This is a genomic window from Arthrobacter sp. 08Y14 (assembly GCF_002929455.1).
GTDB lineage: Bacteria > Actinomycetota > Actinomycetes > Actinomycetales > Micrococcaceae > Arthrobacter_B > Arthrobacter_B sunyaminii.
The window spans coordinates 532,051-555,294 of the sequence record NZ_PJIX01000001.1 but is presented as its reverse complement, the minus strand read 5'-3'; the positions used below and the strand labels follow the sequence as shown (position 1 = coordinate 555,294).

Below are 23,244 nucleotides of genomic sequence, written 5' to 3'. Positions count from 1 at the left end.
GATCAGTCGGGCAGGGCGAACGCGATCAACGCGCTGCCGTGGCCGGCGCCGAGCATTCCGGGGATGATGCCTTCAAGCCATCCACCCCAACCGACGGGGACAACGACGTACTGCTTGCCGTCGACTTTGTAGGTCGAGGAGCTGCCGTGGTGGCCGCTGCCGCACTGGAATTCCCACAACTTCTCACCGGTCCGGGCATCCAGAGCGACGAACTCACCGGTCGGGGTGCCTGCGAAGACCAGGTCCCCTGCGGTGGCCAGAACCGAGGCGGCCATGGGGTAGTCGATGCGCCAGCGCCACTTTTCCTCGCCGTGGGTGTCGAACGCGCTGACCGAACCGGCCATGTCGTCGATGTCCACGGCCACGCCGGCACCCCAGTACGGCATGCTTTCCTTGAACTCCCGGCGACGCCGGGTTGCGGTGGCACCCACGTCGGCGACCGGCACGTAGAACATCTCGGTCTTCGGGCTGTATGCCGCGTGGGTCCATTCCTTCGCGCCTGCCGGGCCGGGGTAGAAGTGAACGGGCACACCCTCTTTGTCCGGGTACTTCCGGGGCGTGACCTTTCCGTCCGGGGTAATGACACCCCAGTCGATGCGGTCCACGAAGGGGGTGACGTTCTGCAGTTCACCGTTGGTACGGTCCAGGACGAAGAAGTAACCGTTCTTGTCGAAATGCCCGAGCAGCTTCTTGCCGTCGCGCTCGAACAGGGTCATTTCCATCGTGGAGTCGTAATCCCACAGATCGTGCGGAGTGAACTGGTAGTGCCACTTGATCTGACCTGAGTCGACGTCCAGTGCAACGACGCTGTCGGTGTAAAGGTTGTCTCCCTCGCGGACCTCGCCGTCGAAATCGGGGGCAGGGTTTCCGGTGCCCGCGTAGTACAGGTTCGTCTCCGGGTCATACGTTCCGGTAACCCAGTGGTTTGCCCCGCCGCGCTGCCAGGCCTCACCGTCAGCGGGCCAGGTTTCCGAACCCGGCTCGCCGGGCTTGGGCACGGTGTAGGTGCGCCAGCGCTGCTCGCCGGTTTCCAGATCCCACGCATCGATATGGCCGCGCACGCCAAACTCGCCGCCGGCGCTTCCGGTGATGAGCAGGTCCTTAATGACCGTCGGAGCCAGCGATGCGCTTTCACCGGCACGCACGTCACCAATGGTCTTCTGCCACACCTTCTGGCCGTTGGCAGCATCCAATGCCACCAGCTGGGCGTTCGGGGTCACGAAGTACACTTTTCCGTTTGCCACTGCGCAACCCCGGTTGACGTTGCCGCAGCACAGCGAAACGTCATAGGGCACCGCATGCTTGTAGCGCCAGAGTTCCTTGCCCGTCACCGCATCCAGACACCAGAACCAGCCGTCCCATCCGGTGACGTACATGACGCCGTCCACGATCAGCGGGCAGGTCTCGAAAGCGTAGGTCGAGGCGCCGGCAATCTGTCCCGACTGCCCGGCCTGGAAGATCCACGCCGGGGTGAGCTGCTTTACGGTCTCCGTATTGATCTGGTCCAGCAGGCTGTACCGCTGCCCGTCATAGGCGCCGTAGTAAGTGATCCAGTTATGCGACTCCGCACGTGATCTCAGCAAACGCTCGTAGTCAATGTTGTCCGTAACCGCCGGTGCAACACCGGGTACGGCGCTGAGGGCACCGTGGCTGATTGCCTCACCGGCGTCCAAATACTCAATAGTCATTGGTTCAGTTCCTTCCTATGGTCGGGGCTGGTCGGGACGGTCGAGGCGGGCTTCCGGGGGCACTTCGCCCCGCACCACGATGGCGGCGGTCAGGCCGCGGCCCTCATCGTTTCCTCCTGGTGAGCTGTACCAGTAGTAGCCCGGCCCATCCAGGGTCAGGGTTGCCCGGCCCCTGGAATGGTTCACCAGCCACAGAAACTTCTGGTCACCGTTGCTGGGCAGCAGGCACGAATGCGTGTTTGTGTCATCGTTGATGACCGTCAGGTCAAGTTCGCCGCCGTGCGGAAGCACCAGAATTGCCGGTTCCCAGCAGATCTCGTCTTCGTTGATCCGAATGGTGGCTTCCATCGTGCCGTCCGGGCGTTCGGTTGCCTCAGCGATGGAACCGGTGGCCAAAATCCGGCCCATGGTTCCTTTGTTCTGTACGTCCAGACCGAGCCTGGATAACATCGCGGATCGTTCTTCGGTGATGTTTTCTTCAGTAATCTCCACAGGACTTCACCTCCTCGTGAAAAGACACATCTGAACTCCGGCAGTGCAGGCATGTTCAGAGTGCACTCGCTCAGACGAGCCAGTTGGGAGTAACCGTATGCCCGCCAAACCCGGACAACGAGGGACAACCGCCCGATCCCCGGACTACGCCGCTCAGGGGTCTGAACGCACCGCTCAACACCGAACCCGCCATCTGATGCAACGCAACGGCCCGCATTTGCCCCTGCGTGCACGCGCGATGCTGCCCCTGCGTGCACGCGCGATGCTGCCCGGGGGGGGGGAGGGGGTGAAGACGAGAAGGACCTGCGCGTTACCAGATGCTGACGCGTTGCTCCGGGTCCAGCCACATGCCGTCGGAGGCGGTGACCTGGAACGCTTCATGGAAAGCGTCGAGGTTGCGGGCTATGGCGTTTGTGCGGAACTCGTTGGGGGAGTGGGGGTCCGTCGCCAGTCTCCGGATTGCTTCTTCGGAACGGATTACCTGGCGCCATACGGCTGCCCATGACATGAAGAACCGCTGCTGTCCCGTGACGCCGTCAATCACCTCCGGTTCGGCTCCCCCCAAGCTGAGGAGGTAGGCCTTATAGGCGATCGCCAGACCACCGAGGTCGCCGATGTTCTCGCCCAGGGTCAGCTTTCCGTTCACCTTGTGGCCGGGTGCGGCATACGGAGAGAGCGCGTCGTACTGCGCCACCAGCTTGGCCGTCAAAGCTTCAAACGCGGCCCGGTCCTCGTCAGTCCACCAATTCCGCAGCGCCCCGCTGCCATCGAACTGTGAACCCTGGTCATCGAATCCGTGGCCGATTTCGTGGCCGATCACCGCTCCGATTCCTCCGTAATTGACCGCGTCGTCTGCTTCCGCGTTGAAGAAGGGCGGCTGGAGGATGGCGGCGGGGAAGACGATCTCGTTGAGCGTCCGGTGGTAGTAGGCGTTCACCGTCTGCGGTGTTAGGCGCCATTTGGTGAGGTCAACCGGTTTGCCGACCTCGTCCAGATGCCGGTCGACGTCGGCGTTGTGGGCCCGCTCGATATTGCCCAGGAGATCATGCGGATCGATCTCAACGTCCGAGTAGTCGATCCATTTTTCCGGGAACCCCACCTTGGAACGGAAAGCCTTCAGCTTCATCAGTGCTTCAGTCTTCGTTTCTTCGCCCATCCACTCCAGGGAGGAGATGCTGTCCCGGTAGGCCTCGGTCAAGTTGGCGACGAGGGACTCCATCCTGGCTTTGTGACCGGCGGGGAAGTGCCGCTCCACGTAGATCCGGCCCACTGCCTCGCCCAGGTTCGCTTCGACGACGGCCACCCCGCGCTTCCACCGTTCCTTGTTTTGGGGTGTCCCGCTGAGAGTGGTGCCGTAGAAGTCAAAATGCGCCTCCACAAATTCAGAGGACAGGTAGGGGGCGGCCGAGCTAAGGGCCCGCAGGGTCAGCCATTCCTTCCAAGTGCCCAGATGTTCGGACTCCAGCAAGCCGGCGGCACCGGCGAAGAAGTCCGGAGTGCTGACAATAACCTCATCCCGTTTGGCCGGTTCCACCCGGGCGGCTTCGAACCACGTGTCCAGCAGCGGAAAGAGGGCAACGGCTTCAGCGGCTGTCTTGAGGTTGTAGGTCTTGTGGGCATCCTGCAGCGTGACCCGGTCCCAGTGATGCGAGGCCAAGGCCCTTTCGAGTTCGACGACGCGGGACGCGGCGGCTTGGGCATCGGGGATTTCAGCGAGGGTGAACAACCTGGCAACGTAGTCGCCGTAGGCCGCTGCGACAGGGGCAAACTTGTCCTGGCGGTAATAGGACTCATCCGGCATCCCCAGGCCACCCTGCCCGAGATGGAGGATGACCCGTTCCGGGTTGCCCGCGTCCGGGTCGGGGTAGATGGAAAAGAGACCATGGACGTTGGAGCGGAACAGCCGGCCGAGCAGGCCGGCGAACTCTTCGACTGAGTGCACGCCGCGGATTTGTTCCAGACGTTCCTGCAGGGGTTTCAACCCCAGCTGGTCGACTGCAGCGACGTCCATGAAGCTGGAGTAAAGGCCGCCAATTTGCTGCTCGACGCCGGATGCGGACTCTCCTTTGGCGGCGGCTTCTTCGACAATCGCCTTGACTGCCAGTTCAGATCCATCACGCAGGGCGGTAAACGTGCCCTCCAGCGGCCGGTCATCAGGGATTACGGTGCTGTTGAGCCACGCGCCGTTGACGTGCTGGTAGAGGTCGTCCTGGGGGCGGACGCTGTTGTCAGCACTGGAAAAATCGATCCCCGACTGCGGCATTGGTGGCTCCTCGTGTGGACACTGCAGCGGGCGTTCTTATGGTTGCGGCGTCAACGTGATGGTGGTTTGCACTTTGATTACATGCACCGTACTAGATAACGCGGAGAAGTCTTGCGTCCCGCACCTCAGGGCGCTCCGAGGCCGAGACGGCGAACATTCAGTGCCAGGAACAGATGTACCCGGTCCGCGGTGACGGCGGGGTCGTAGCCGGTCAGCTCGGTCATCTGCCCCAGGCGGTAGCGCACGGTGTTTCGGTGCAGTCCCAGCTCATCCGCCACGGCAGCCACGGATCCGTTCAGGGCCAGGTAGTGATCCAGGGTCTCCAACAGGTTTGCGTCGTGGGCGGCGTCAAAGTCCGTCAACGGATCCAGCGCTTCGGCGGCGAGATCGGCCAGCGGAACGTCGGTGCCGGACATCAGCAGCGAGGTGAGGCTCAGCCGAACCGGTTCGTTGAGGCTTTGGCCCCGCTGGAGGGCTTCCTTGGCCTCGAAGTAGCTCCAGCGCAGCCCGGCATGGTCCGCGTAGGAACCGCCGATGCCGATCTTCGCGGTGAGCCCGCTTCCGTAGAGGTAGTCGGAAAGGATCCGGGCGAGTTCGGGGCGGGAACCCTGCGGAACCACGACAACCAGCCGGTCGTCGACGACGGCGGTGGCAGCGCCGTCGAACTCCGCGGGCAGCGGAAGGGACGGCAGCGAGCGCACCTGGCCGGAAGCGGCTTCCACCAGGAAAGTCACGTTGCGCCCGGTCATGGAGATGCCGGCCCCCTGCAGGCGCATCGAGGCGTCGGTGCCGGTCAGCCGGCCCGCGACGACGTCGGCCAGCAGCTGCCCGGTCACGGCACGGTCGCGGGTGCGCCGGCGGGCCTGGTTGCTTAGTTCGACGCTGATCAGGCTTTGGGCGTAGGCCACAATGTCCGACCGGAGATAGGGTTCAGCGATCATCAGGGTACAGCGGTCCCGGAGGCCGGTGGCGATGGGAAGACGCTGGCGCGGCCCGGACTCGGCGCGGGCGCCGGTGGTGAACAGCCGCGCACCGTACTGGTACAGGGCAACCGGGCTGTCCAGCAGCCCGGAGAGTTCCTGCAGCAATCCGGGCAGGCCTTTCCCTCCCAGCAGCGCTGCCGCCAGGGACTGGTGCGCAGCGAGCAGATCGCGAAGCTGAGTGACGTGGTCAGCCGCCAACGCGTCCGCCACCATCTTGCCAAGGGCCACGAACGGGGTCTCGTAGGGAACTTCGAAAACGGACAGGCCGCGCTGGTCCGCCGCTTCGAGAAGGGCAGCCGGAACCTTTGCGTGGCTGAGTCCGGTGCCAAAACCAATAGCCAGCGCACCGGCCCGGTGCACGCTGTCCACGAAACTGCGCTGCACGGCTCCGCTGCGCTGCCGCAGCCCCGTCGTCAATACGACCTCTCCGCCGCCCAGGAAGGGAAACGGATCTTCAAGTTCGGTCACCGCAACCCACTGGAGGGGAGCGGGTGTGAGCTCGGCAGTGCCGCATTTGCGCAGGTTGAGACCGGGGGCGGCGAGGAGATCGGACAGCTGGATTGGCATTCAGCAACTATACGGCCAGGCTTTGGTCGCCTGCACAGACTGGGACAGTGAGCATTGTAGTTTTGTCCCTATGGAACGAAGTCTTCACCGCATAGGTTGAGAGGAAAGTCCCGGGCAGCGGAGTCCGGGCTACCTCCACCCGAAAGGACAGTGCGAGCCATGGCCCAGACACTGCAGAACTTCATCAACGGAGAGTTTGTCCCGGCGCAGGGAACCGAACAGCTGGAAATCATCAACCCGGTCAACGGCGAAGTGGTTGCCTCGTCACCGGTGTCCAATCAGGCCGACGTCGACGCCGCCATGGAGGCCGCCGCGGCCGCCTTCAAGACCTGGAAGCGGACCACTCCATCCGAACGCCAGCTCATGCTCCTTCGTCTCGCCGACGCACTGGAAGCCAATGCCGATGAACTGGTGGACGCCCAACACCGCAACACCGGACAGGTGCGGTCGGTCATTGCCGCGGAGGAAGTGGCCGTGGGAGCGGACCAGCTGCGCTTCTTTGCCGGTGCAGCCCGTCTGCTGGAGGGCAAGGCAGCGGGGGAGTACATGGAGGGGCACACCTCATTCATCCGCCGCGAGCCTATAGGCGTCGTCGCCCAGGTTGCCCCCTGGAACTACCCGCTGCTGATGGCCGTCTGGAAGATTGGCCCGGCGCTCGCCGCGGGGAACACCGTAGTGCTCAAGCCTTCCGACACAACGCCCGAATCCACACTCGTTCTGGCCCGCCTCGCCGGGGAGATTTTCCCTCCCGGCGTCGTGAACGTGGTCCTGGGCACTGGAGAAACCGGTGCCGCAATGGTGGAGCACCCCGTGCCGGGCCTGGTGTCCATCACCGGTTCGGTCCGCGCCGGCATAGCCGTGGCTTCCGGCGCCGCCAAAACACTCAAGCGTGCGCACCTGGAACTCGGCGGCAAGGCGCCGGCTGTGGTGTTCGCTGACGCGGACCTGGAGAAGACTGCCCGGGCCGTGGCCGAGTTCTCCTTCTTTAATGCAGGCCAGGACTGCACTGCCATCACCCGCGTACTCGTGGAGGACTCTGTCCAGGACGAGTTTGTGACCGCCCTGGTGGAGCACACCAAAACCCTGCAGACCGGACACGAGGATTCCGAGGAGAACTACTTCGGACCGCTGAACAACATCAACCACTTCAATGCGGTCAATGCCGTCATCGACGCCCTGCCGGAGCACTGCAGCATTGTCACCGGCGGCAAGCGGGCCGGTGCCAAGGGGTTCTTTTTTGAACCGACGATCATCACCGGCGCCCGCCAGGATGATGACATCGTCCAGAAGGAAACCTTTGGCCCCGTCATCACGGTGCAGAGTTTCCGCACCGAGGAAGAGGCAGTGGAAATGGCCAACGACGTCGAATACGCCCTGGCATCCAGCGTCTGGACCACCAACCACGGCCGGGCCATGCGGCTGGCCCGCGACCTTGACTTCGGCGCCGTCTGGATCAATACGCACATTCTGCTGACGGCCGAGATGCCCCACGGCGGGTTCAAGAGCTCCGGCTACGGCAAAGACCTCTCCATGTACGGCGTAGAGGACTACACGCGGATCAAACACGTCATGACCGCGCTGGACGCCTAGGCTTCACTCCCGCCGCCGCAACGCAGAACCTACCTCCCCGCAACACCGTTTGAAAGGCACACCCCCATGAGCACCCAAGCCCTCTCACCCGCCCACCGGCTGGAGCAGAAGCGCAGCATCAACGGGACCTTCCCAGGCCCCAGGTCCACCGAGCTGAACGCCCGCCGGGCAGCGGTGGTTGCCAAGGGGGTGGCCTCGTCCGTTCCGGTGTATGTCTCCGACGCCGACGGCGGCATCATCCGTGATGTGGACGGCAACTCCTTCATCGACCTGGGTTCCGGCATTGCCGTGACCAGCGTCGGTGCGTCGGATCCCGCCGTCGTCGACGCGGTGAAGCAGCAGGTGGAGCATTTCACTCACACGTGCTTCATGGTGACCCCCTACGAGGGTTACATTGCGCTGGCCGAAAAGCTGCACGAAGTGACCCCCGGGGACCATGAGAAGCGCACCGTGCTCTTCAACTCCGGCGCCGAGGCCGTGGAGAACGCCATCAAGATTGCCCGGTCCGCCACCGGCCGGGACGCCGTCGTCGCCTTTGACCACGCCTACCACGGCCGCACCAACCTCACCATGGCGCTGACCGCCAAGGCCATGCCGTACAAAACCGGCTTCGGGCCGTTTGCCTCGGAGATCTACCGGATGCCCATGAGCTACCCGTTCCGCGAGGAAAATGCTGAGATCACCGGTGCCGAGGCCGCGGACCGGGTGATCCTCGCCATCGAAAAGCAGATTGGCGCGGACCAGACCGCGGCCATCCTGATCGAGCCGATTCAGGGCGAGGGCGGTTTCATTGTTCCGGCTGAAGGTTTCCTGCCGCGGCTGGCCGAGTGGGCCAAGTCCAAGGGAGTTGTCTTCATCGCGGACGAGGTCCAGTCCGGCTTCTGCCGTACCGGCGAATGGTTTGCCGTGCAGCATGAGGGTGTCATTCCGGACATCATGACCATGGCCAAGGGAATTGCCGGCGGCATGCCGCTCTCGGCCGTCACCGGCCGCGCCGAACTGCTCGACGCCGTCCACGCCGGCGGTCTGGGCGGCACCTACGGCGGCAACCCCGTTGCGTGCGCTGCGGCATTGGCGGCAATCGAGACTATGGAAGCCTACGATCTTTCCGGGCGCGCCCGCCGGATCGAGGAGCTGGCGGTTCCGCGGCTGCAGCAGCTCGCTGAAGACACCGGCGTTATCGGCGAGGTCCGCGGCCGCGGCGCCATGCTGGCGCTGGAATTCGTCAAGCCCGGCACCAAAACCCCTGACGCTGACATCACCAAGGCCATCGCCGCGGCGTGCCTGGCTGAAGGCGTCATCATCCTGACCTGCGGCACCTACGGCAACGTGGTGCGCCTGCTGCCGCCGCTGGTGATTGGGGAAGAGCTGCTGTCAGACGCCCTCGACGTGTTGGAAGCGGCGGTGCGCGCACAGCTTTAGCTGCTGGGTCTGCACGCCCTAACGGTGCTGGAGATGCGCCGGACTCTGCGAAGAGCCCGGCGCATCTTTTTGCGTCCCAGGCCACCCTCCGGCAAGCCCGGTACTGACAGCAGTTACCGGGTTCAGCGTGTCCTATTTGTTATTGGTGTTACTGATGTTATTAGAGGGCCTGTTGTCTATTGGTGGTGCCTGCGGTAAATTCACATCGTTGCCCCGTGACGTTTTTACCGGGCACCGCAGTCTTCTGGGGAGTCTGCGCACGGCCGGCACCGGTGTTTCACCGGGTCCCGAGGCATAAGGATGCACTTTGCGCTTTAAGAAACTTGTGGGCGTCTTCACGGCGCTCGCCATCGCACTCATGACGGCGTTGATCTCGATCCCGTCTGCAGCGGCAAGCTCCGCGGACGCTCAGTTCGCCAACCGCCTGTATGTCTTGATTAATGATTACCGGGCACAGCATGCGCTGGCCCCGCTGCGCTGGAATGACCAGATGTCTGCCGAGTCGCAGTCCTGGACACAGCAGTCCGCCGACCAGGCCAACATCTACGGAGCCGGCGTCTTCCAGCACAGCCCGGGATCCTATGCGTTCCCCGAGAACATCGTCTGGAACATGAGCGCCGACCAGGCTTTTAGCTGGTGGGTCAACTCGCCGGCGCACCGCGCCAACATGCTCCGTGCCGCTGACACGGATATTGGAATCGGAGCAGTCCAGCTGACTGCCGGTCCGAACCAGGGCGCCTACCTCGCCACTGCGAAGTTCGGCCAGTACGCGGTCTCGCCGCAGGACGAAGCAGCAGCCCGTGAGGCCGCCGCGCGCGCCGCCGAGGAAAAGGCAGCCGCTGAAGCTGCTGCCCGCGCTGCCGCCGAAGAGGCAGCGGCACAGGAGGCTGCTGCCCGCGCCGCTGAGGAAAAGGCCGCTGCGGAAGCTGCTGCCCGCGCTGCCGCCGAAGAGGCTGCCGCCAACGCCGCCCGCGAGGCGGAGGCTGCCAAGGCAGCTGCGGAAGCCGCCGCCAAGGCTGCGGCCGAAGAAGCCGCTGCCAAGAAGGCCGCCGAAGAAGCGGCAGCTGCTAAGCCTGACACCGCCCCGGTGGAGGACAAGGCCGCTGAAGAAGCCGCTGCTCAGGAGGCCGCTGAAGAAGCCGCCGCCAAGAAGGCCGCCGAGGAAGCCGCTGCCAACAAGGCTGCTGAGGAAGCGGCTGCCAACAAGGCTGCTGAGGAAGTGGCTGCCAACAAGGCTGCTGAGGAAGCCGCAGCACAGGAACGCCAGGCCGCTGAAGAGCAGGCCGCCGCTGACGAGGCCCTTGCCCAGGAAGCCGCTGCTGCCGAGGCCGCCGCTCAGGAAGCTGCCGCACAGGAAGCAGCTAATGAGGCCGCAGCTAAGGAAGCAGCCCAGGCGGCTGCCGCAGCGCAAGCTGCTGCTGCGGAAGAAGAAGCACGCCGTGCAGCCGAGCAGGCCAAGGCCAAGGCTGCGGCCGGGGTCGCCACTGTTGAACAGGTGACGCTGGGGCAGGACACGCTCCTCACCGAAGCCGCGCGGGGAACGGTCACCGCTGCTGCATCCGGCAGCCAGGTGCGCATCTCGGGCCTGAACGGCGGAACCGCCTACGAAGTGGTGCTGCCGTCCGCAGGCGTCAATCTGGGTGAGGTTACCGCAGACACCCAGGGATCACTGGCTGTGGCTGTTCCGGCCGTTCTGGCAGCAGGTGAGCACAAGGTGGCTCTGTTCCGGAACGGGGCCCTTGCAGGCTGGACAACCTTCACGGTTGAGCAGGCTGTCACCGTCCTCGCCGCGCAGCCGGTTCCGGCTGCAGCTGACGGGACCGCGGAGCTTGCCGCAACGGGCCTGAATGCCGCCCAGCTGGCCATCGGCGGGATCGGCGCCCTGATGGCGCTGACCGGTGGTGCCGCCCTGGTGGCACTCCAGCGCCAGCGCGCAGCTTCGGTCCGCTAAACGATTCACGCAGACCAAAACAGCCCCCGCCGTCCTTTCGGACAGCGGGGGCTGTTTTCTTTTTGAGCCGGTGCCCGTGCTCAGACCCCGGCGGCGCGGAGCAGCCGGTTCCGTCGGGGGCCGCCCATCATGTCCGCGGTCAGGATCACCAGCGCCAGCCAGATCAGTCCGAAACCTGCCCAGCGCTCCGGCGGCATGGTTTCCTTGAAGACCGCCAGGGCAATAATGAACTGCAGGGTGGGCGCCAGGTACTGCAGCATGCCCACCGTTGAGAGCGGAAGGCGCCGGGCGGCGGCGCCGAAAAAGATCAGCGGAACAGCCGTAATGATGCCGGAGGCGGCGAGCAGCCAGAAATGAGCGGCGCCGTTGCTGAGGATGGTGGCCGTTCCGCTAAGCGAGAGCCAGATCAGGACGCCGACGGCGATGGGCGTCAGAGCGGCGGTCTCAATGGTCAGGCTGGAGATTGCATCAACTTTTCCACCCACGCCCTTCTTCACCAGCCCGTACAGGCCAAAGCTGAAGGCGAGGGCAAGCGCCACCCAGGGCACAGTGCCGTAGGCGAAGGTCAGTACCAACACGGCAACAAACCCCACCGCCATAGCCACCCACTGCAGCGGCCTGAGTTTTTCCTTGAGGATCACCACGCCCAGGAGCACGGAGACCAGGGGGTTGATGAAGTACCCCAGGGCGGCCTCCACAGCGTGTTCATTAAGGACGGCCCACGCATAAGTGAGCCAGTTGACGGCAATGAGTACGGCGGCGCCGCTTAGCGTGGCCACCAATCTCGGGTTCCTTGCGGCTGCGGCCGTGGCCTTCCACGAGCGCAGGGTGGTGAGCAGCGCAGCGCAGAACACCAGGGAGAAGACGATTCTGGAGGCAACAATCTCCACCGCTCCCGCCGGAACCAGCAGGACAAAGTAAAGGGGCAGCAGTCCCCACAGCACATACGCACCAACCCCGAACAGGATGCCCGTGGAGTTTTCGCTGCGTCTGCCGGACGACGGCGGCGACGCCGGCTGCTGCGGGGCGGAACGGGCGGGCGCGGACGCGGGGGAGGACGCGGCGGAGGATGCGGAGGCGGACAAGGATGCGGAGCGCTCGGCGCCGGTTCCGTTCGAAGAAGACACGTGAGCCACAACATGCTGAGACCGCCGGGTATTCCCGCCGCAGCGCAGCCGGTGGCCAGGACTGCAAACCCGTCCCCCGCCCATCCGCGGGGACGTTCGCACCGAACCGTTTAGACGCCGTCGTACGCGGCATTTAGAATAGGAAACTGTGCGTTATTCCGCACAGGATTTCTCCCCGAGACGAAGGACTATCAGTGTCTAATTCAGCCGCGGACCGGTCGCAGCGCCCCATGCGAGTCGCCATCATCGGCGCTGGCCCCGCCGGTGTTTATGCCGCAGATATCCTCACCAAAGCTGAACGGGACTTCGAGGTCAGCATTGACCTCTTCGACAAATACCCCGCACCCTACGGCCTGATCCGCTACGGCGTGGCTCCGGACCATCCCCGGATCAAGGGCATCGTCAACGCCCTGCACAAGGTCATGGACCGTGGTGACATCCGGTTCCTCGGGAACGTGCACTACGGCAAAGACCTGACCCTCACCGACTTCCGGCACTTCTACGACGCCATCATTTTCGCCACCGGTGCCATCAAGGACGCGGACATGAGCATCCCCGGCGTCGAGCTCGAGGGCTCCTTCGGCGGTGCCGACTTCGTGTCCTGGTATGACGGACATCCGGACGTGCCGCGGGAATGGCCGCTGGACGCCAAGGAAGTTGCCGTCATCGGCAACGGCAACGTGGCCCTGGACGTTGCCCGCATCCTGTCCAAGCACGCCGATGACCTGCTCACCACCGAGATTCCGGACAACGTCTATGAGGGCCTGAAAAAGTCCCCCGTCACGGACGTCCACATCTTCGGCCGCCGCGGTCCGGCACAGGTGAAGTTCACGCCGCTGGAACTGCGCGAACTCTCGCACTCCCGTGACGTTGACATTGTGCTCTACCCGGAGGACTTCGAGTTCGACGAAGGCTCGGACGAGCAGATCCGCACCAACAACCAGACCAAGACCATGGTCAACACGCTGACCAACTGGCTGGTCGAAGAACAGGACTCCGGTGCTTCCCGCCGCCTGCACCTGCACTTCCTGCACAGCCCGGTGGAGATCTATGAGGATCCCGCCAACCCCGGCAAGATGGCTGGCATGAAGTTCGAACGCAATGAACTGGACGGAACCGGCAACGCCCGCGGCACCGGAGAAATTGTCGACTACCCGGTGCAGGCGGTCTACCGCGCGATTGGTTACTTCGGGTCCGAACTGCCGGAGGTGGGTTTTGACTCCCGGCGCGGCGTCATTCCGAACGAGGGCGGAAGGGTCATCGACGAAGCCGGCGCCCCCGTTCCCGGCATCTACACCACCGGCTGGATCAAGCGCGGCCCCATTGGCCTGATCGGACACACCAAGGGTGACGCGCTGGAAACCATCGGCTTCCTGCTGGAAGACCGGCTGAACCTGCCGGCCGCCGAGGAACCGGACGAGGAATCCATCATCAAGCTGCTCGAAGACCGCGGCGTTGAATACACCACGTGGGAGGGCTGGCTGAAGCTGGACGCCTACGAAAAGAGCCTCGGCGCGTCCTACGTCCATCCCGATCCCGCCACGGGCGAGCTGGTGCGCGAGCGCGTCAAGGTTGTGGACCGTGACGAGATGGTCCGGATCGCCCGCGGGCAGTAACCCGCCGTCCGCACGCCCCTACATAACACCTAAGCTTCGGCCCTTTCCCGTGGAAGGGACGGAAGCGGCATGAGTAGACTGTCCTGACACCCGCAGTTACGGGTGCCAGGACAGTCTCCTTATCGGTGTGGATAGGTCGGGGCAGTGCACAATCAGGACTACGATGATCCGCCTCCGCGGACTGCGGACGCCCTGCAGCGGGATGCATTCCGCGCTCATGAAAACCTTGGTTCTGCGGACGGTTTGACGCGCTGGCTCCGGCCCCCGGTCCGTGAATCCTGGCAGCGTTCCCTGCGCCACCACACAGACCCGGACGAGGCCGTTCCGCAGCTGGTGTTTACCGGCTCCGAGCTGGGGGAGTACCGCACCTCCCACCCCCTTGCGGCCATCATGCCGGTCATCAGGCGGCTGCTGGTCCGCCCGGGCACCGACACCGGGCTCCTCGTAGCCGTGGGAGATGAACTGGGGCGGCTGCTGTGGGTGGAGGGCGACGACGACGCACGCCGTCTCGCGGAAGGAATGCTGTTTATCCCCGGCACGGACTGGTCGGAGCGTTCCATCGGAACAAGCGCTCCGGGAACCGCGCTTGCCTCGGGCCAGAGCGTTCAAATTTCCGGAGCTGAGCACTTCAGCCGCCAGGTCCATTCGTGGAGCTGCACCGCGGTGCCCGTCCACGATCCGGATACGGGAACCCTCATCGGCGTCGTCGACATCACCGGGAAAGACGAAGCCGTGGCGGCCCACACCCTGGCGTTGGTCGAAGCCACCGTGGCGGCATCGGAATCCCAGTTGAAGGTGGAGCGTCTGCAGGAGGCTGGCCGACGCCGCAGCCTGCGCCGCCGTCCGCGCCTGCCGGACGCCTCGCCGCGCGCAGCACACCGGACCCTCCTTCGGCAGGACAGCCTGCAGATTCTGGGCCGTGATCCGGCGGTGGTCAACGTTGGCGGACGGCCCGCGACGCTCAGCACCCGGCACGCTGAGCTGCTCACTCTCCTTGCCCTGCACCCGGGCGGGCTCACCGCCGATGAACTTTCCGTCATGGTCTATCCGGAGCGCACCTCCGTGAGCACCGTCCGTGCTGAAATGCTGCGGCTGCGGAATCTGCTGGGAAAGCACAGCCAAGGTGCGCCGGAGCCTGCCCTGGTACCGCAGTCCCGTCCGTACCGGCTTCCGCGCGGGGTGGTCATTGATGCCAAACAGGTGCTCGGTTACTTGGAGAACGGTGCCTACCGGCTGGCGCTGGGACTGTACCGGGGCCCGGTCCTGCCGCGCTCGGACGCCCCGGCCATTACCGCTCTGCGCAGCGAGGTAAGCATGGTGCTGCGCGAGGCGATGCTCTCGGACGCCGGTCCGGATTCGCTGCTCGCGTACCTGGCATTGCCGGAGGGCAGGGACGACGCCGAGGCATGGTCCCGCGCCCTGCAGCTGCTTCCTGCGCGCTCCCCGCGGAAAGCCTCGATAGTGGCCGGCCTCCAGCGCATTGAGCGGGAACTGGGCTGACCCAGGATTTCGCGACGGCTAGGCGGAGGAAGCCGCGGAGCCCTCCTCCGGAGCGCGCTCACCGGCCTGCGGCCCGATAACCGGCTTGATGCGCAGGCTGGTGAGGAAGCCAATCAGCAGTGCGGCAGCGGCGATCCAGCCCGCCAGGGACGCCCCGTTGGTCATGGCTTCCCGAGCGGCGTCCGCGATGAAAGCGGTCTGCGGATCCGCTGCCAGCGCGGAGATGCTGCCCCCGGAGGTTGCATTGACGGAATCCACCACAGCACCCAACTGGGGGTTGCCGGCGACGGCGTCCGCCACCCGGTCCTCGGTGCCGGTGCGCAGGGTGGTGAAGAAGGCCGTTCCCAGCACGGCGATGCCCAGCGCGGATCCGGTCTGCCGCGCGGTGCTCTGCGTAGCCGAGCCCTGTCCGCTCTTGGCAATGGGAACTTCGGCAAGGACCACTGAGGTGAGTTGGGCGGTAGCCAGTCCCACGCCAATGCCGTAACCCAGCAGGATGGGCGAGGTCAGCCAGGCGGTGCTGTCCGGCCGGATCAGCAGGGCCAGGGCGGCAATGCTCAGGATTTCCAGGCCCAGTCCCATCCGGACCACCAGGATGGGGCTGAACCTCCGTGCCAGCGCCGCCACGCCTCCGCTGGCGAGGAAAGATCCCACGGCCAGCGGCAGCAGCGCCAGGCCGGCTTGGAAAGCGGTGAAGCCCAGCACATTCTGGAACCACAGCGGCAGGGAAAGGATCAGCCCAAACTCGCCGAAGCTGACAATGAGCGCCGTGACGTTGCCGTTGGAGAAGGACGGGATTCGGAAAAGCGACAGGTCCAGGATCACACCCTTCCCCGCGGCCGTCCGCGAGCGCTGCAGCAGCACAAAACACGTCAGGGCCACCACAGCGAGCAGGAAGGCCAGGGGAACAGGGGAGAGGCTCCCCACCTGGAACGCAGCCTCCTCGGACGCATTCCACCAGCCGTAGGTGCGGCCTTCGATCAGGCCGAACACCAGTGCCCCGAAGCCGATAATGGAGAGGGCGGCTCCGCCCAGGTCCAAGCGCTGTGCGGCGCCAACCACGGGTTCGGACGACTCCGCGACAAACAGCAGCAGACCGCCCACAATCAGCACGCCAACCGGGATGTTGATGCCGAAAGCCCAGCGCCAGCTGGCATTCTCGGTGAGCCAGCCGCCCAGCAGCGGGCCAATGGCCGCCATGCCGCCGATCGTTGATCCCCAGACGGCAAAAGCGATGCCGCGTTCGCGTCCCTGGAAATTGGCGTTCAACAGGGCCAGGGTGGTCGGCAGGATCATCGATCCGCCCAACCCCTGGATGGCGCGCCCCAGGATCAGTACACCGCCGGACTCGGCGAGGGCGCACAGTATGCTCGCGGCAACAAACAGGACGACGCCGACCAGCATCACCCGCCGTCGTCCCACCCGGTCCGCGATCCGGCCCCAGGTGAGGAGCAGGGCAGCGAACAGCAGGGTGTAGATTTCCTGGACCCACTGGATCTGGGTGCTGGAGATGCCCAGATCACCAACGATTGAGGGCACGGCCACCGACACGATGGTGGCGTCCATGATAATCATGGCCACACCGAGGCTGATGGCCAGCAGGCCCCACCACCGGTAACGGATGTAGCGGCTGGTGCCCGGTGCCCCGCCGTCGCCACTGCGTTCGATAGCCATGTGCCGTCCTTGTCAGGTCCGTCCGGGGGCAGGTCCGGAAAAATTGCCCACGGCAACAATAGTGCCGGTGCAGGCGCTGCACCATCCTTGGCGCTACGTAGATGCAACGTAGCCGGGTCTACGCTCATGCCACCGACGGAAAAGACACCGACGTCACAACTCCAGGAGCGCAACATGACCGTATATGCACAGCCCGGCACCGAGGGTTCCAAGCTTTCCTTCAAGCCCCGATACGAGAACTGGATTGGCGGCGAATGGGTGCCCCCGGTCAAGGGCGGGTACTTTGAAAACGTTTCTCCGATCACCGGAAAGGTGTTCTGCGAAGTGGCCCGGGGCACGTCAGAGGACATTGACCTGGCCCTGGACGCGGCGCACAAGGCCGCTCCGTCGTGGGGCAAGACTTCGGTGGCGGAGCGGGCACAGATCCTGAACCGCATCGCCGACCGCATCGAGGAAAACCTGGAGCTGCTGGCCGTTGCCGAGACCTGGGACAACGGCAAGCCCGTCCGTGAGACGCTGGCCGCGGATATGCCGCTGGCCGTTGACCACTTCCGCTATTTTGCCGGAGCCGTCCGTGCGCAGGAGGGCACGCTCTCCCAGATCGACGACAACACCACGGCCTACCACTTCCACGAACCGCTGGGTGTGGTGGGGCAGATCATCCCGTGGAACTTCCCCATCCTCATGGCTGTCTGGAAACTGGCTCCGGCGCTTGCCGCGGGCAACGCCATCGTCCTGAAGCCGGCCGAGCAGACCCCGGCCTCGATCATGGTCCTCATGGAACTGCTCGCGGACATTCTGCCCGCCGGTGTGCTCAACGTGGTCAACGGCTTCGGCGTGGAGGCCGGCAAGCCGCTGGCATCCTCGAAGCGGATCCGCAAGATCGCCTTCACCGGTGAAACCACCACCGGCCGGCTGATCATGCAGTACGCGAGCCAGAACCTTATTCCGGTCACCCTCGAGCTGGGCGGCAAGAGCCCGAACATCTTCTTCGCCGACGTCGCACAGGAGGATGACGCCTTCTACGACAAGGCACTGGAAGGGTTCAACATGTTTGCCCTGAACCAGGGTGAAGTGTGCACCTGCCCCTCACGGGCGCTGGTCCAGGACTCCATTTACGACTCGTTCATGTCCGATGCGCTGGCGCGCACCGCGCAGATGATCCAGGGCAATCCGCTGGACACCAACACCATGGTCGGTGCGCAGGCGTCCAACGACCAGTTGGAAAAGATCCTCTCCTACATGGACATTGCGCATCAGGAGGGCGCAAAAGTTCTCACCGGCGGGGAGCGGCTAATGCTCGACGGCGACCTCGCCGGCGGCTTCTACGTGAAGCCCACCGTGTTTGAAGGCACCAACAACATGCGCATTTTCCAGGAGGAGATCTTCGGCCCGGTGGTCTCGGTGACCCGCTTCTCGGACTACGGCGAAGCCCTGGCCATCGCCAACGACACCCTCTACGGTCTCGGAGCCGGCGTATGGTCCCGCAACGGCAACACCGCGTACCGCGCAGGCCGGGACATCCAGGCCGGCCGGGTATGGGTGAACAACTACCATGCCTATCCCGCACACGCTGCGTTTGGCGGTTACAAGTCCTCCGGCATCGGACGAGAGAACCACGCCATGATGCTGGACCACTACCAGCAGACCAAGAACCTGCTGGTCAGCTACGCCGAAAATAAGCAGGGCTTCTTCTAACCCCGGACGGCCGAACTTACGCTGAACTACACCCGTGCGGATCAATCAGATGAGGACCAAATGGCAAACATGCAAGCAGCCGTAGTCAACGAGCTTGGACAGGAATTGTCAGTGGAAGAAGTGGCGGTCCCGGACCCCGGACCGGGGCAGGTGCTGGTTAAGCTGGTCACCACCGGCGTCTGCCACACTGACCTTCACGCTGCCCAGGGTGACTGGCCGGTGAAACCCACTCCGCCCTTCATCCCCGGCCACGAGGGCGTCGGTGAAGTTGTTGCTGTGGGAGAGGGCGTTACGGATGTCGCCCTGGGGGACATGGTGGGCAACGCGTGGCTGTGGTCCGCCTGCGGCGTTTGTGAGTACTGCCGCACCGGGTGGGAAACGCTGTGCGAGCAGCAGCAGAACGGCGGCTACACCGTCAACGGATCCTTCGGTCAATACATGCTGGTTGACGCCAAATTTGCCGCCCGCATCCCCAAGGGCGCGGACCCGGTGGAGATCGCCCCGGTGCTGTGCGCCGGAGTGACCGTCTACAAGGGGCTGAAGGTCAGCGAAGCACGGCCCGGGCAATGGGTGGTGATATCCGGCGTTGGAGGGCTGGGCCATATCGCAGTTCAATATGCCAAAGCCATGGGGCTGCGGGTTGCGGCTGTGGACATCGCTGACGACAAGCTGGAGCTCGCATCGTCATTCGGCGCCGAAGTGGTGGTCAATGCACGCACCGAGGATCCCGTCGAGGCAATCCAGTCCAAGATTGGCGGTGCCCATGCCGTGCTGGTTACAGCGGTCCATCCCTCGGCATTCGGACAGGCAATCGGCATGGCACGGCGCGGCGGCACCATTGTCTTCAACGGCCTTCCGCCGGGAGATTTCCCGGCACCCATCTTTGACATTGTGCTCAAGGGACTCACCATCCGCGGCTCGATTGTGGGCACCCGGCAGGACCTTGCCGAGGCAATCGACTTCTACGACCGCGGCCTCATCCACCCGAAGGTGAGCACCCGGAACCTTGAGGAGATCAACGCCGTGATGGAGGAGCTGGAGCAGGGCAAAGTCGACGGACGGGTGGTTGTCCAGTACTGATGGTTGCAAACCAGGAAGCAGGCTCCAACCTCGCCGCCCTTGTGCCTGCAGGGGTGCTGGAGGCCGCCGTCACGCTGCCCGGGGAGAACTTTTCCCGGGTGGCGTTGACGGCTGCTGCGCAGGAGCTCCTGCTGCAGCTGCGGGAACAGCACGGCCCGCTGATGTTCCATCAATCGGGCGGCTGCTGCGACGGCTCATCGCCGATGTGCTATCCAGCCGGGGACTTCATCACCTCTGAAGCGGATGTGTTGCTGGGGACCTTTGAGGTGGCGCCCGGGGAACAACTGGACTTCTGGATGTCCCTGGAACAGTTCGAGTACTGGAAGCACACTCACCTTACGGTCGACGTGGTCCCGGGCCGGGGGAGCGGCTTCTCTGTTGAAGCTCCGGAGGGCAAGCGGTTCCTCATCCGGTCCCGCCTGATGGACAGCTAGGCACACCGGTAAGCGGAACCGGTCCGGACATAGTAAGGTTGCTGTTGATTCTTCCGCTTCCGGCGGTAGTGTGCGTATGAACACCCAGGCGGTATTCGCAATGCCCCTCACCGGGGCAGGAATGAGGAGCACCATGGTTAAGAAGTTCGTATTTCTAGCCGGCGCAGGCGTTGGCTACCTGCTCGGTTCCAAGGCCGGCCGCGACAAGCTGATGGAACTTTGGAAGGACCCCAAGGTCCAGGAAACTGTTTCCCACGGCACGGAGTGGGCAAAGGAGAAGGCACCCGGACTGCAGGAGAAGGTGTCCGAGGTTGCTTCCACTGCCAAGGACAAGGTCTCGCATTCATCGGATTCCGGTAAGCCCGCCTCGTCGACAGGCTCATCCGCTCCCAAGCCCGCTGAAGCGAGCGGAACCGGCTCCGCTTCCAACGGATCCTTCACCACGGGCGGCAACCACACCATGGCCCCGGCCGAAGTGCAGCCCGAGCCCAAGAAGCCGTAGCCAAACTACACAGGTATTTCGAAGGGGCGTTCCGGAAACGGGGCGCCCCTTTGGCATGCCTGGGGTCGGCGCGGCAGGGTGCCGGACCTGCCCTGGGTGCACGGCGGGCTGCACCGGCATTCGGCCTGCGGCGAATATGTCCGGATTGTTGCCCTTGGAGGCAGGGGAGTTGCCGTCCATCCGTTACGATCAAGGCCGGATCCGACAATGAGCTGAAAATAGGAGTGTGAGCCAAGGAAGATGGCGACAGATTACGACGCACCGCGCAAGACCGAGGACGACGGAGCATCCACCGCGTCCCTTGAAGAACTGCAGGCCCAGCGCAGTGTGACCCCGTCCGCCACCGCCGTAGACGTTGACGAAACAGAGGCCGCGGAGAGTTTTGAACTCCCCGGCGCTGACCTCTCCGGCGAGGAACTGCTGGTCCGCGTGGTTCCGGCGCAGGACGACGAATTCACGTGCGCCTCCTGCTTCCTGGTCCGCCACCGCTCCCAGGTGGCCCTGGAAAAGAACGGCATGAAGTACTGCTCTGACTGCGAAGGCTGACATCGTGCCCGTCCCGGTGGTTGGCCTTGTGCTGGCTGCCGGGGCGGGCACCCGTTTGGGTCTGGGCACCAAAGCGCTGCTGTCCTTCCGGGGCAGGCCGCTGATTGAACACATCCTCACGCAGCTTCGCAGCGGCGGCTGCACTGAGATTACCGTGGTCCTTGGGGCACAAGCGGACCGGGTGCTGGCCCATGCGCGGCTGGACCGGGCCGGAATAGTTACCAACCCGTCCTGGGAAACCGGACTGGGATCCTCCTTTAGCCGAGGCGTCAACGCCGCGCTGGCGGACCACCCCGGCGCACAAGCGCTGCTGGTGGCACTCGGCGACCAGCCCGGGGTGAGCGCCGCCGTCGTCGGCCGGTTGATTGCACGCCATCAACCCGGCCGAATCACCGCCGCCGGCTACCGACAGCCCGGGTCAGCCGATCTTCGCCGCGGCCATCCGCTGGTCTTTGACCCGGTCCTGGCCGCCGCTGCGGCGGAGACGGCGGCTGCAGACGCCGGCGCCAGAGCGTACCTGCACGCCAATCCCTCACTCATCGACGTCGTCAACTGCTCTGACCTCGCTGACGGTTTGGACGTTGACACCCCGGCTGACCTGCCGCTTCTGGAGATCGCCGCGAACAATGAGTGGCAGTAACGCTTCCAAACCCGTTAGACTGATCCCTTCGTAGGGGAGTATCCACTTCGCCGTTATCCGTCAACACGCTGGGCACCGATGGCCCCGCCGGATGCAGCGGGCACCTGTTCAGGGTTGCCGGAGAGACCTATGGTTCTCTGACGACCCTACGAAAGCGGATTTCCATGACTGTTTCCCCCTTGATCTGGGGAGTGACGATTGCCGTCATTCTGGGCCTGCTGGCCTTCGATTATTTCTTCCACATCCGCAAGGCGCATATTCCCACGCTCAAGGAAGCCGCTGTCTGGTCTTCCATCTATGTGGGTCTGGCTCTCGTCTTCGGCGTCCTGGTCCTGGTCTTCGGCGGAGCCACCGCCGGCAGTGAGTATTTCGCCGGATACATCACTGAGAAGGCCCTCTCAGTGGACAACCTCTTTGTCTTCCTCATCATCATGGCCAGCTTCCGGGTGCCCCGCGAAGACCAGCAGAAAGTCCTGCTCTTCGGCATCGTCTTCGCCCTGATCGCGCGGACCGGGTTCATCTTCCTGGGCGCGGCGCTGATCAACTCCTTCTCGTGGATCTTCTACCTGTTCGGCCTGATCCTGCTGATCACGGCCGGCAACCTGCTCAAGCCCGAGAACAGCGAAAAGGATGAGGCGAACAACTTCATCATCCGCATCGCCAAGCGTGTGCTGCCCACCACCGACCATTACGACGGCGACAAGCTCGTCACCGTGGAGAACGGCAAGAAGGTTCTCACCCCCATGCTGCTGGTCATGGTGGCCATCGGCGGAACCGATATTCTCTTCGCCCTGGACTCCATTCCGGCCATCTTCGGCCTGACCCAGAGCACGTTCATTGTCTTCACCGCCACCGCGTTCTCCCTGATGGGCCTGCGCCAGCTCTACTTCCTCATCGATGGACTGCTGGACCGCCTGATCTACCTCTCCTACGGTCTGGCCGCCATTCTCGCCTTCATCGGTGTGAAGCTGGTGCTGCATGCACTGCACGAAAACACGCTGTGGTTCATCAACAACGGTGAGCATGTGGAGGTCATCGAGATCGGCACGGGACTGTCCCTCGGTGTGATCATCGGCGTCCTGACGGTCACGATCATCGCGTCGCTGGTCAGCCCGGCCGGCAAGGCCCAAACGGCCGTGAACAATGCCCGCCGCCACGCCAACGCCTACCTGGACCTGTCCTACACGACGGATGAAGGTGAACGGGAACGTATCTACACCGCGCTCTGTGAGGAAGAACGGCAGATCGCCGGGATGGACCTCAAGTACCGGAATAAGGTCAAGGACATCGAGGAGATCCGGGCAGAGGTAGCCCGGGCGCACGAGGCGCACGCCAAGTACATCAGCAAGTAGTAGTACATCAGCAAGTAGTAGTACATCAGCAAGTAACCGCACACAGCAGGATCAAAGTCCGGACGGGGCGCAGGGCCCCGTCCGGACTTTTTTGTGCCTGGCCGCGGATTCAGCGGGAA

The 23,244-nt window shown here is 64.2% G+C and carries 18 protein-coding genes; 12 read left to right on the top strand and 6 right to left on the bottom strand.

The features are described from left to right. Positions 1–2: 2 nt before the first annotated feature. From CXR03_RS02570 to CXR03_RS02555, 4 genes are all read right to left on the bottom strand, one after another. Entirely contained in the window at positions 3–1,688 is a 1,686-nt protein-coding gene (locus tag CXR03_RS02570) for a PQQ-dependent dehydrogenase, methanol/ethanol family (protein ID WP_104052916.1), read from the bottom strand. Positions 1,689–1,703: 15 nt separating this feature from the next. Further along, positions 1,704–2,180 carry an MSMEG_3727 family PQQ-associated protein gene (locus CXR03_RS02565; RefSeq protein ID WP_207347831.1) on the bottom strand — a complete coding sequence of 159 codons (477 nt, stop codon included), beginning with the start codon at positions 2,178–2,180 and terminating at the stop codon, positions 1,704–1,706. A 310-nt stretch (positions 2,181–2,490) separates the two neighbouring features. Further along, positions 2,491–4,443 carry a M13 family metallopeptidase gene (locus CXR03_RS02560; protein WP_104101722.1) on the bottom strand — a complete coding sequence of 651 codons (1,953 nt, stop codon included), beginning with the start codon at positions 4,441–4,443 and terminating at the stop codon, positions 2,491–2,493. Positions 4,444–4,568: 125 nt separating this feature from the next. Then, positions 4,569–5,993, bottom strand: coding sequence for a PucR family transcriptional regulator (locus tag CXR03_RS02555; RefSeq protein WP_104101720.1), 1,425 nt, complete (start codon positions 5,991–5,993; stop codon positions 4,569–4,571). Between the two features lie 159 nt (positions 5,994–6,152). Between CXR03_RS02555 and CXR03_RS02550 the strand changes: the two genes are divergently transcribed. From CXR03_RS02550 to CXR03_RS02540, 3 genes are all read left to right on the top strand, one after another. Further along, positions 6,153–7,583 carry a gamma-aminobutyraldehyde dehydrogenase gene (locus CXR03_RS02550; RefSeq protein WP_104101719.1) on the top strand — a complete coding sequence of 477 codons (1,431 nt, stop codon included), beginning with the start codon at positions 6,153–6,155 and terminating at the stop codon, positions 7,581–7,583. A 66-nt stretch (positions 7,584–7,649) separates the two neighbouring features. Then, positions 7,650–9,005, top strand: a complete 1,356-nt coding sequence (gene gabT / locus CXR03_RS02545) for a 4-aminobutyrate--2-oxoglutarate transaminase (protein ID WP_104101717.1) — start codon at positions 7,650–7,652, stop codon at positions 9,003–9,005. Between the two features lie 307 nt (positions 9,006–9,312). After that, complete coding sequence (locus CXR03_RS02540) at positions 9,313–10,956, top strand: CAP domain-containing protein (protein WP_104101715.1); 1,644 nt, start codon at positions 9,313–9,315, stop codon at positions 10,954–10,956. Between the two features lie 80 nt (positions 10,957–11,036). Here the strand turns inward: CXR03_RS02540 and rarD are convergent, their stop codons facing one another. Continuing rightward, the gene (rarD, locus tag CXR03_RS02535; RefSeq protein ID WP_258073461.1) at positions 11,037–12,083 is read right to left on the bottom strand and encodes an EamA family transporter RarD; all 1,047 of its coding nucleotides are present in this window, start codon (positions 12,081–12,083) and stop codon (positions 11,037–11,039) included. Positions 12,084–12,277: 194 nt separating this feature from the next. Between rarD and CXR03_RS02530 the strand changes: the two genes are divergently transcribed. After that, complete coding sequence (locus tag CXR03_RS02530) at positions 12,278–13,699, top strand: FAD-dependent oxidoreductase (RefSeq protein ID WP_104101712.1); 1,422 nt, start codon at positions 12,278–12,280, stop codon at positions 13,697–13,699. A 144-nt stretch (positions 13,700–13,843) separates the two neighbouring features. Further along, positions 13,844–15,199: a GAF domain-containing protein gene (locus CXR03_RS02525; RefSeq protein WP_104101711.1), complete on the top strand. Its 1,356-nt coding sequence runs from the start codon at positions 13,844–13,846 to the stop codon at positions 15,197–15,199. 18 nt (positions 15,200–15,217) lie between these two features. Here the strand turns inward: CXR03_RS02525 and CXR03_RS02520 are convergent, their stop codons facing one another. Further along, positions 15,218–16,873, bottom strand: a complete 1,656-nt coding sequence (locus CXR03_RS02520; RefSeq protein WP_104101709.1) for a DHA2 family efflux MFS transporter permease subunit — start codon at positions 16,871–16,873, stop codon at positions 15,218–15,220. 174 nt (positions 16,874–17,047) lie between these two features. Between CXR03_RS02520 and CXR03_RS02515 the strand changes: the two genes are divergently transcribed. From CXR03_RS02515 to CXR03_RS02485, 7 genes are all read left to right on the top strand, one after another. Beyond that, entirely contained in the window at positions 17,048–18,571 is a 1,524-nt protein-coding gene (locus CXR03_RS02515) for an aldehyde dehydrogenase family protein (RefSeq protein WP_104101707.1), read from the top strand. A 69-nt stretch (positions 18,572–18,640) separates the two neighbouring features. Continuing rightward, positions 18,641–19,651, top strand: coding sequence for an alcohol dehydrogenase AdhP (gene adhP, locus CXR03_RS02510; protein WP_104102768.1), 1,011 nt, complete (start codon positions 18,641–18,643; stop codon positions 19,649–19,651). After that, positions 19,651–20,085 carry a DUF779 domain-containing protein gene (locus CXR03_RS02505; protein WP_104101706.1) on the top strand — a complete coding sequence of 145 codons (435 nt, stop codon included), beginning with the start codon at positions 19,651–19,653 and terminating at the stop codon, positions 20,083–20,085. Before adhP ends, CXR03_RS02505 begins: the two co-directional genes overlap by 1 nt. Before the next feature lie 133 nt (positions 20,086–20,218). Further along, a complete protein-coding gene (locus CXR03_RS02500) occupies positions 20,219–20,587 on the top strand; it encodes a YtxH domain-containing protein (RefSeq protein ID WP_104101704.1) in 369 nt (122 codons plus the stop codon). A gap of 240 nt (positions 20,588–20,827) precedes the next feature. Then, positions 20,828–21,133: a DUF4193 domain-containing protein gene (locus tag CXR03_RS02495; protein ID WP_104052900.1), complete on the top strand. Its 306-nt coding sequence runs from the start codon at positions 20,828–20,830 to the stop codon at positions 21,131–21,133. A gap of 4 nt (positions 21,134–21,137) precedes the next feature. After that, positions 21,138–21,773 carry an NTP transferase domain-containing protein gene (locus tag CXR03_RS02490; RefSeq protein ID WP_258073460.1) on the top strand — a complete coding sequence of 212 codons (636 nt, stop codon included), beginning with the start codon at positions 21,138–21,140 and terminating at the stop codon, positions 21,771–21,773. A 164-nt stretch (positions 21,774–21,937) separates the two neighbouring features. Then, on the top strand, positions 21,938–23,125 hold the full coding sequence (locus CXR03_RS02485) for a TerC family protein (protein ID WP_104052898.1): 1,188 nt from the start codon (positions 21,938–21,940) through the stop codon (positions 23,123–23,125). Positions 23,126–23,244: the final 119 nt, after the last annotated feature.

Bases quoted from the DNA above. Each gene is read 5' to 3' on its own strand.
- CXR03_RS02550 (WP_104101719.1), top strand. From the start codon at position 6,153: ATGGCCCAGACACTGCAGAACTTCATCAACGGAGAGTTTGTCCCGGCG.
- CXR03_RS02500 (WP_104101704.1), top strand. From the start codon at position 20,219: ATGGTTAAGAAGTTCGTATTTCTAGCCGGCGCAGGCGTTGGCTACCTG.
- CXR03_RS02570 (WP_104052916.1), bottom strand. From the start codon at position 1,688: ATGACTATTGAGTATTTGGACGCCGGTGAGGCAATCAGCCACGGTGCC.
- adhP (WP_104102768.1), top strand. From the start codon at position 18,641: ATGCAAGCAGCCGTAGTCAACGAGCTTGGACAGGAATTGTCAGTGGAA.
- CXR03_RS02520 (WP_104101709.1), bottom strand. From the start codon at position 16,873: ATGGCTATCGAACGCAGTGGCGACGGCGGGGCACCGGGCACCAGCCGC.
- CXR03_RS02505 (WP_104101706.1), top strand. From the start codon at position 19,651: ATGGTTGCAAACCAGGAAGCAGGCTCCAACCTCGCCGCCCTTGTGCCT.
- CXR03_RS02515 (WP_104101707.1), top strand. From the start codon at position 17,048: ATGACCGTATATGCACAGCCCGGCACCGAGGGTTCCAAGCTTTCCTTC.
- CXR03_RS02495 (WP_104052900.1), top strand. From the start codon at position 20,828: ATGGCGACAGATTACGACGCACCGCGCAAGACCGAGGACGACGGAGCA.
- CXR03_RS02485 (WP_104052898.1), top strand. From the start codon at position 21,938: ATGACTGTTTCCCCCTTGATCTGGGGAGTGACGATTGCCGTCATTCTG.
- CXR03_RS02560 (WP_104101722.1), bottom strand. From the start codon at position 4,443: ATGCCGCAGTCGGGGATCGATTTTTCCAGTGCTGACAACAGCGTCCGC.
- CXR03_RS02555 (WP_104101720.1), bottom strand. From the start codon at position 5,993: ATGCCAATCCAGCTGTCCGATCTCCTCGCCGCCCCCGGTCTCAACCTG.
- gabT (WP_104101717.1), top strand. From the start codon at position 7,650: ATGAGCACCCAAGCCCTCTCACCCGCCCACCGGCTGGAGCAGAAGCGC.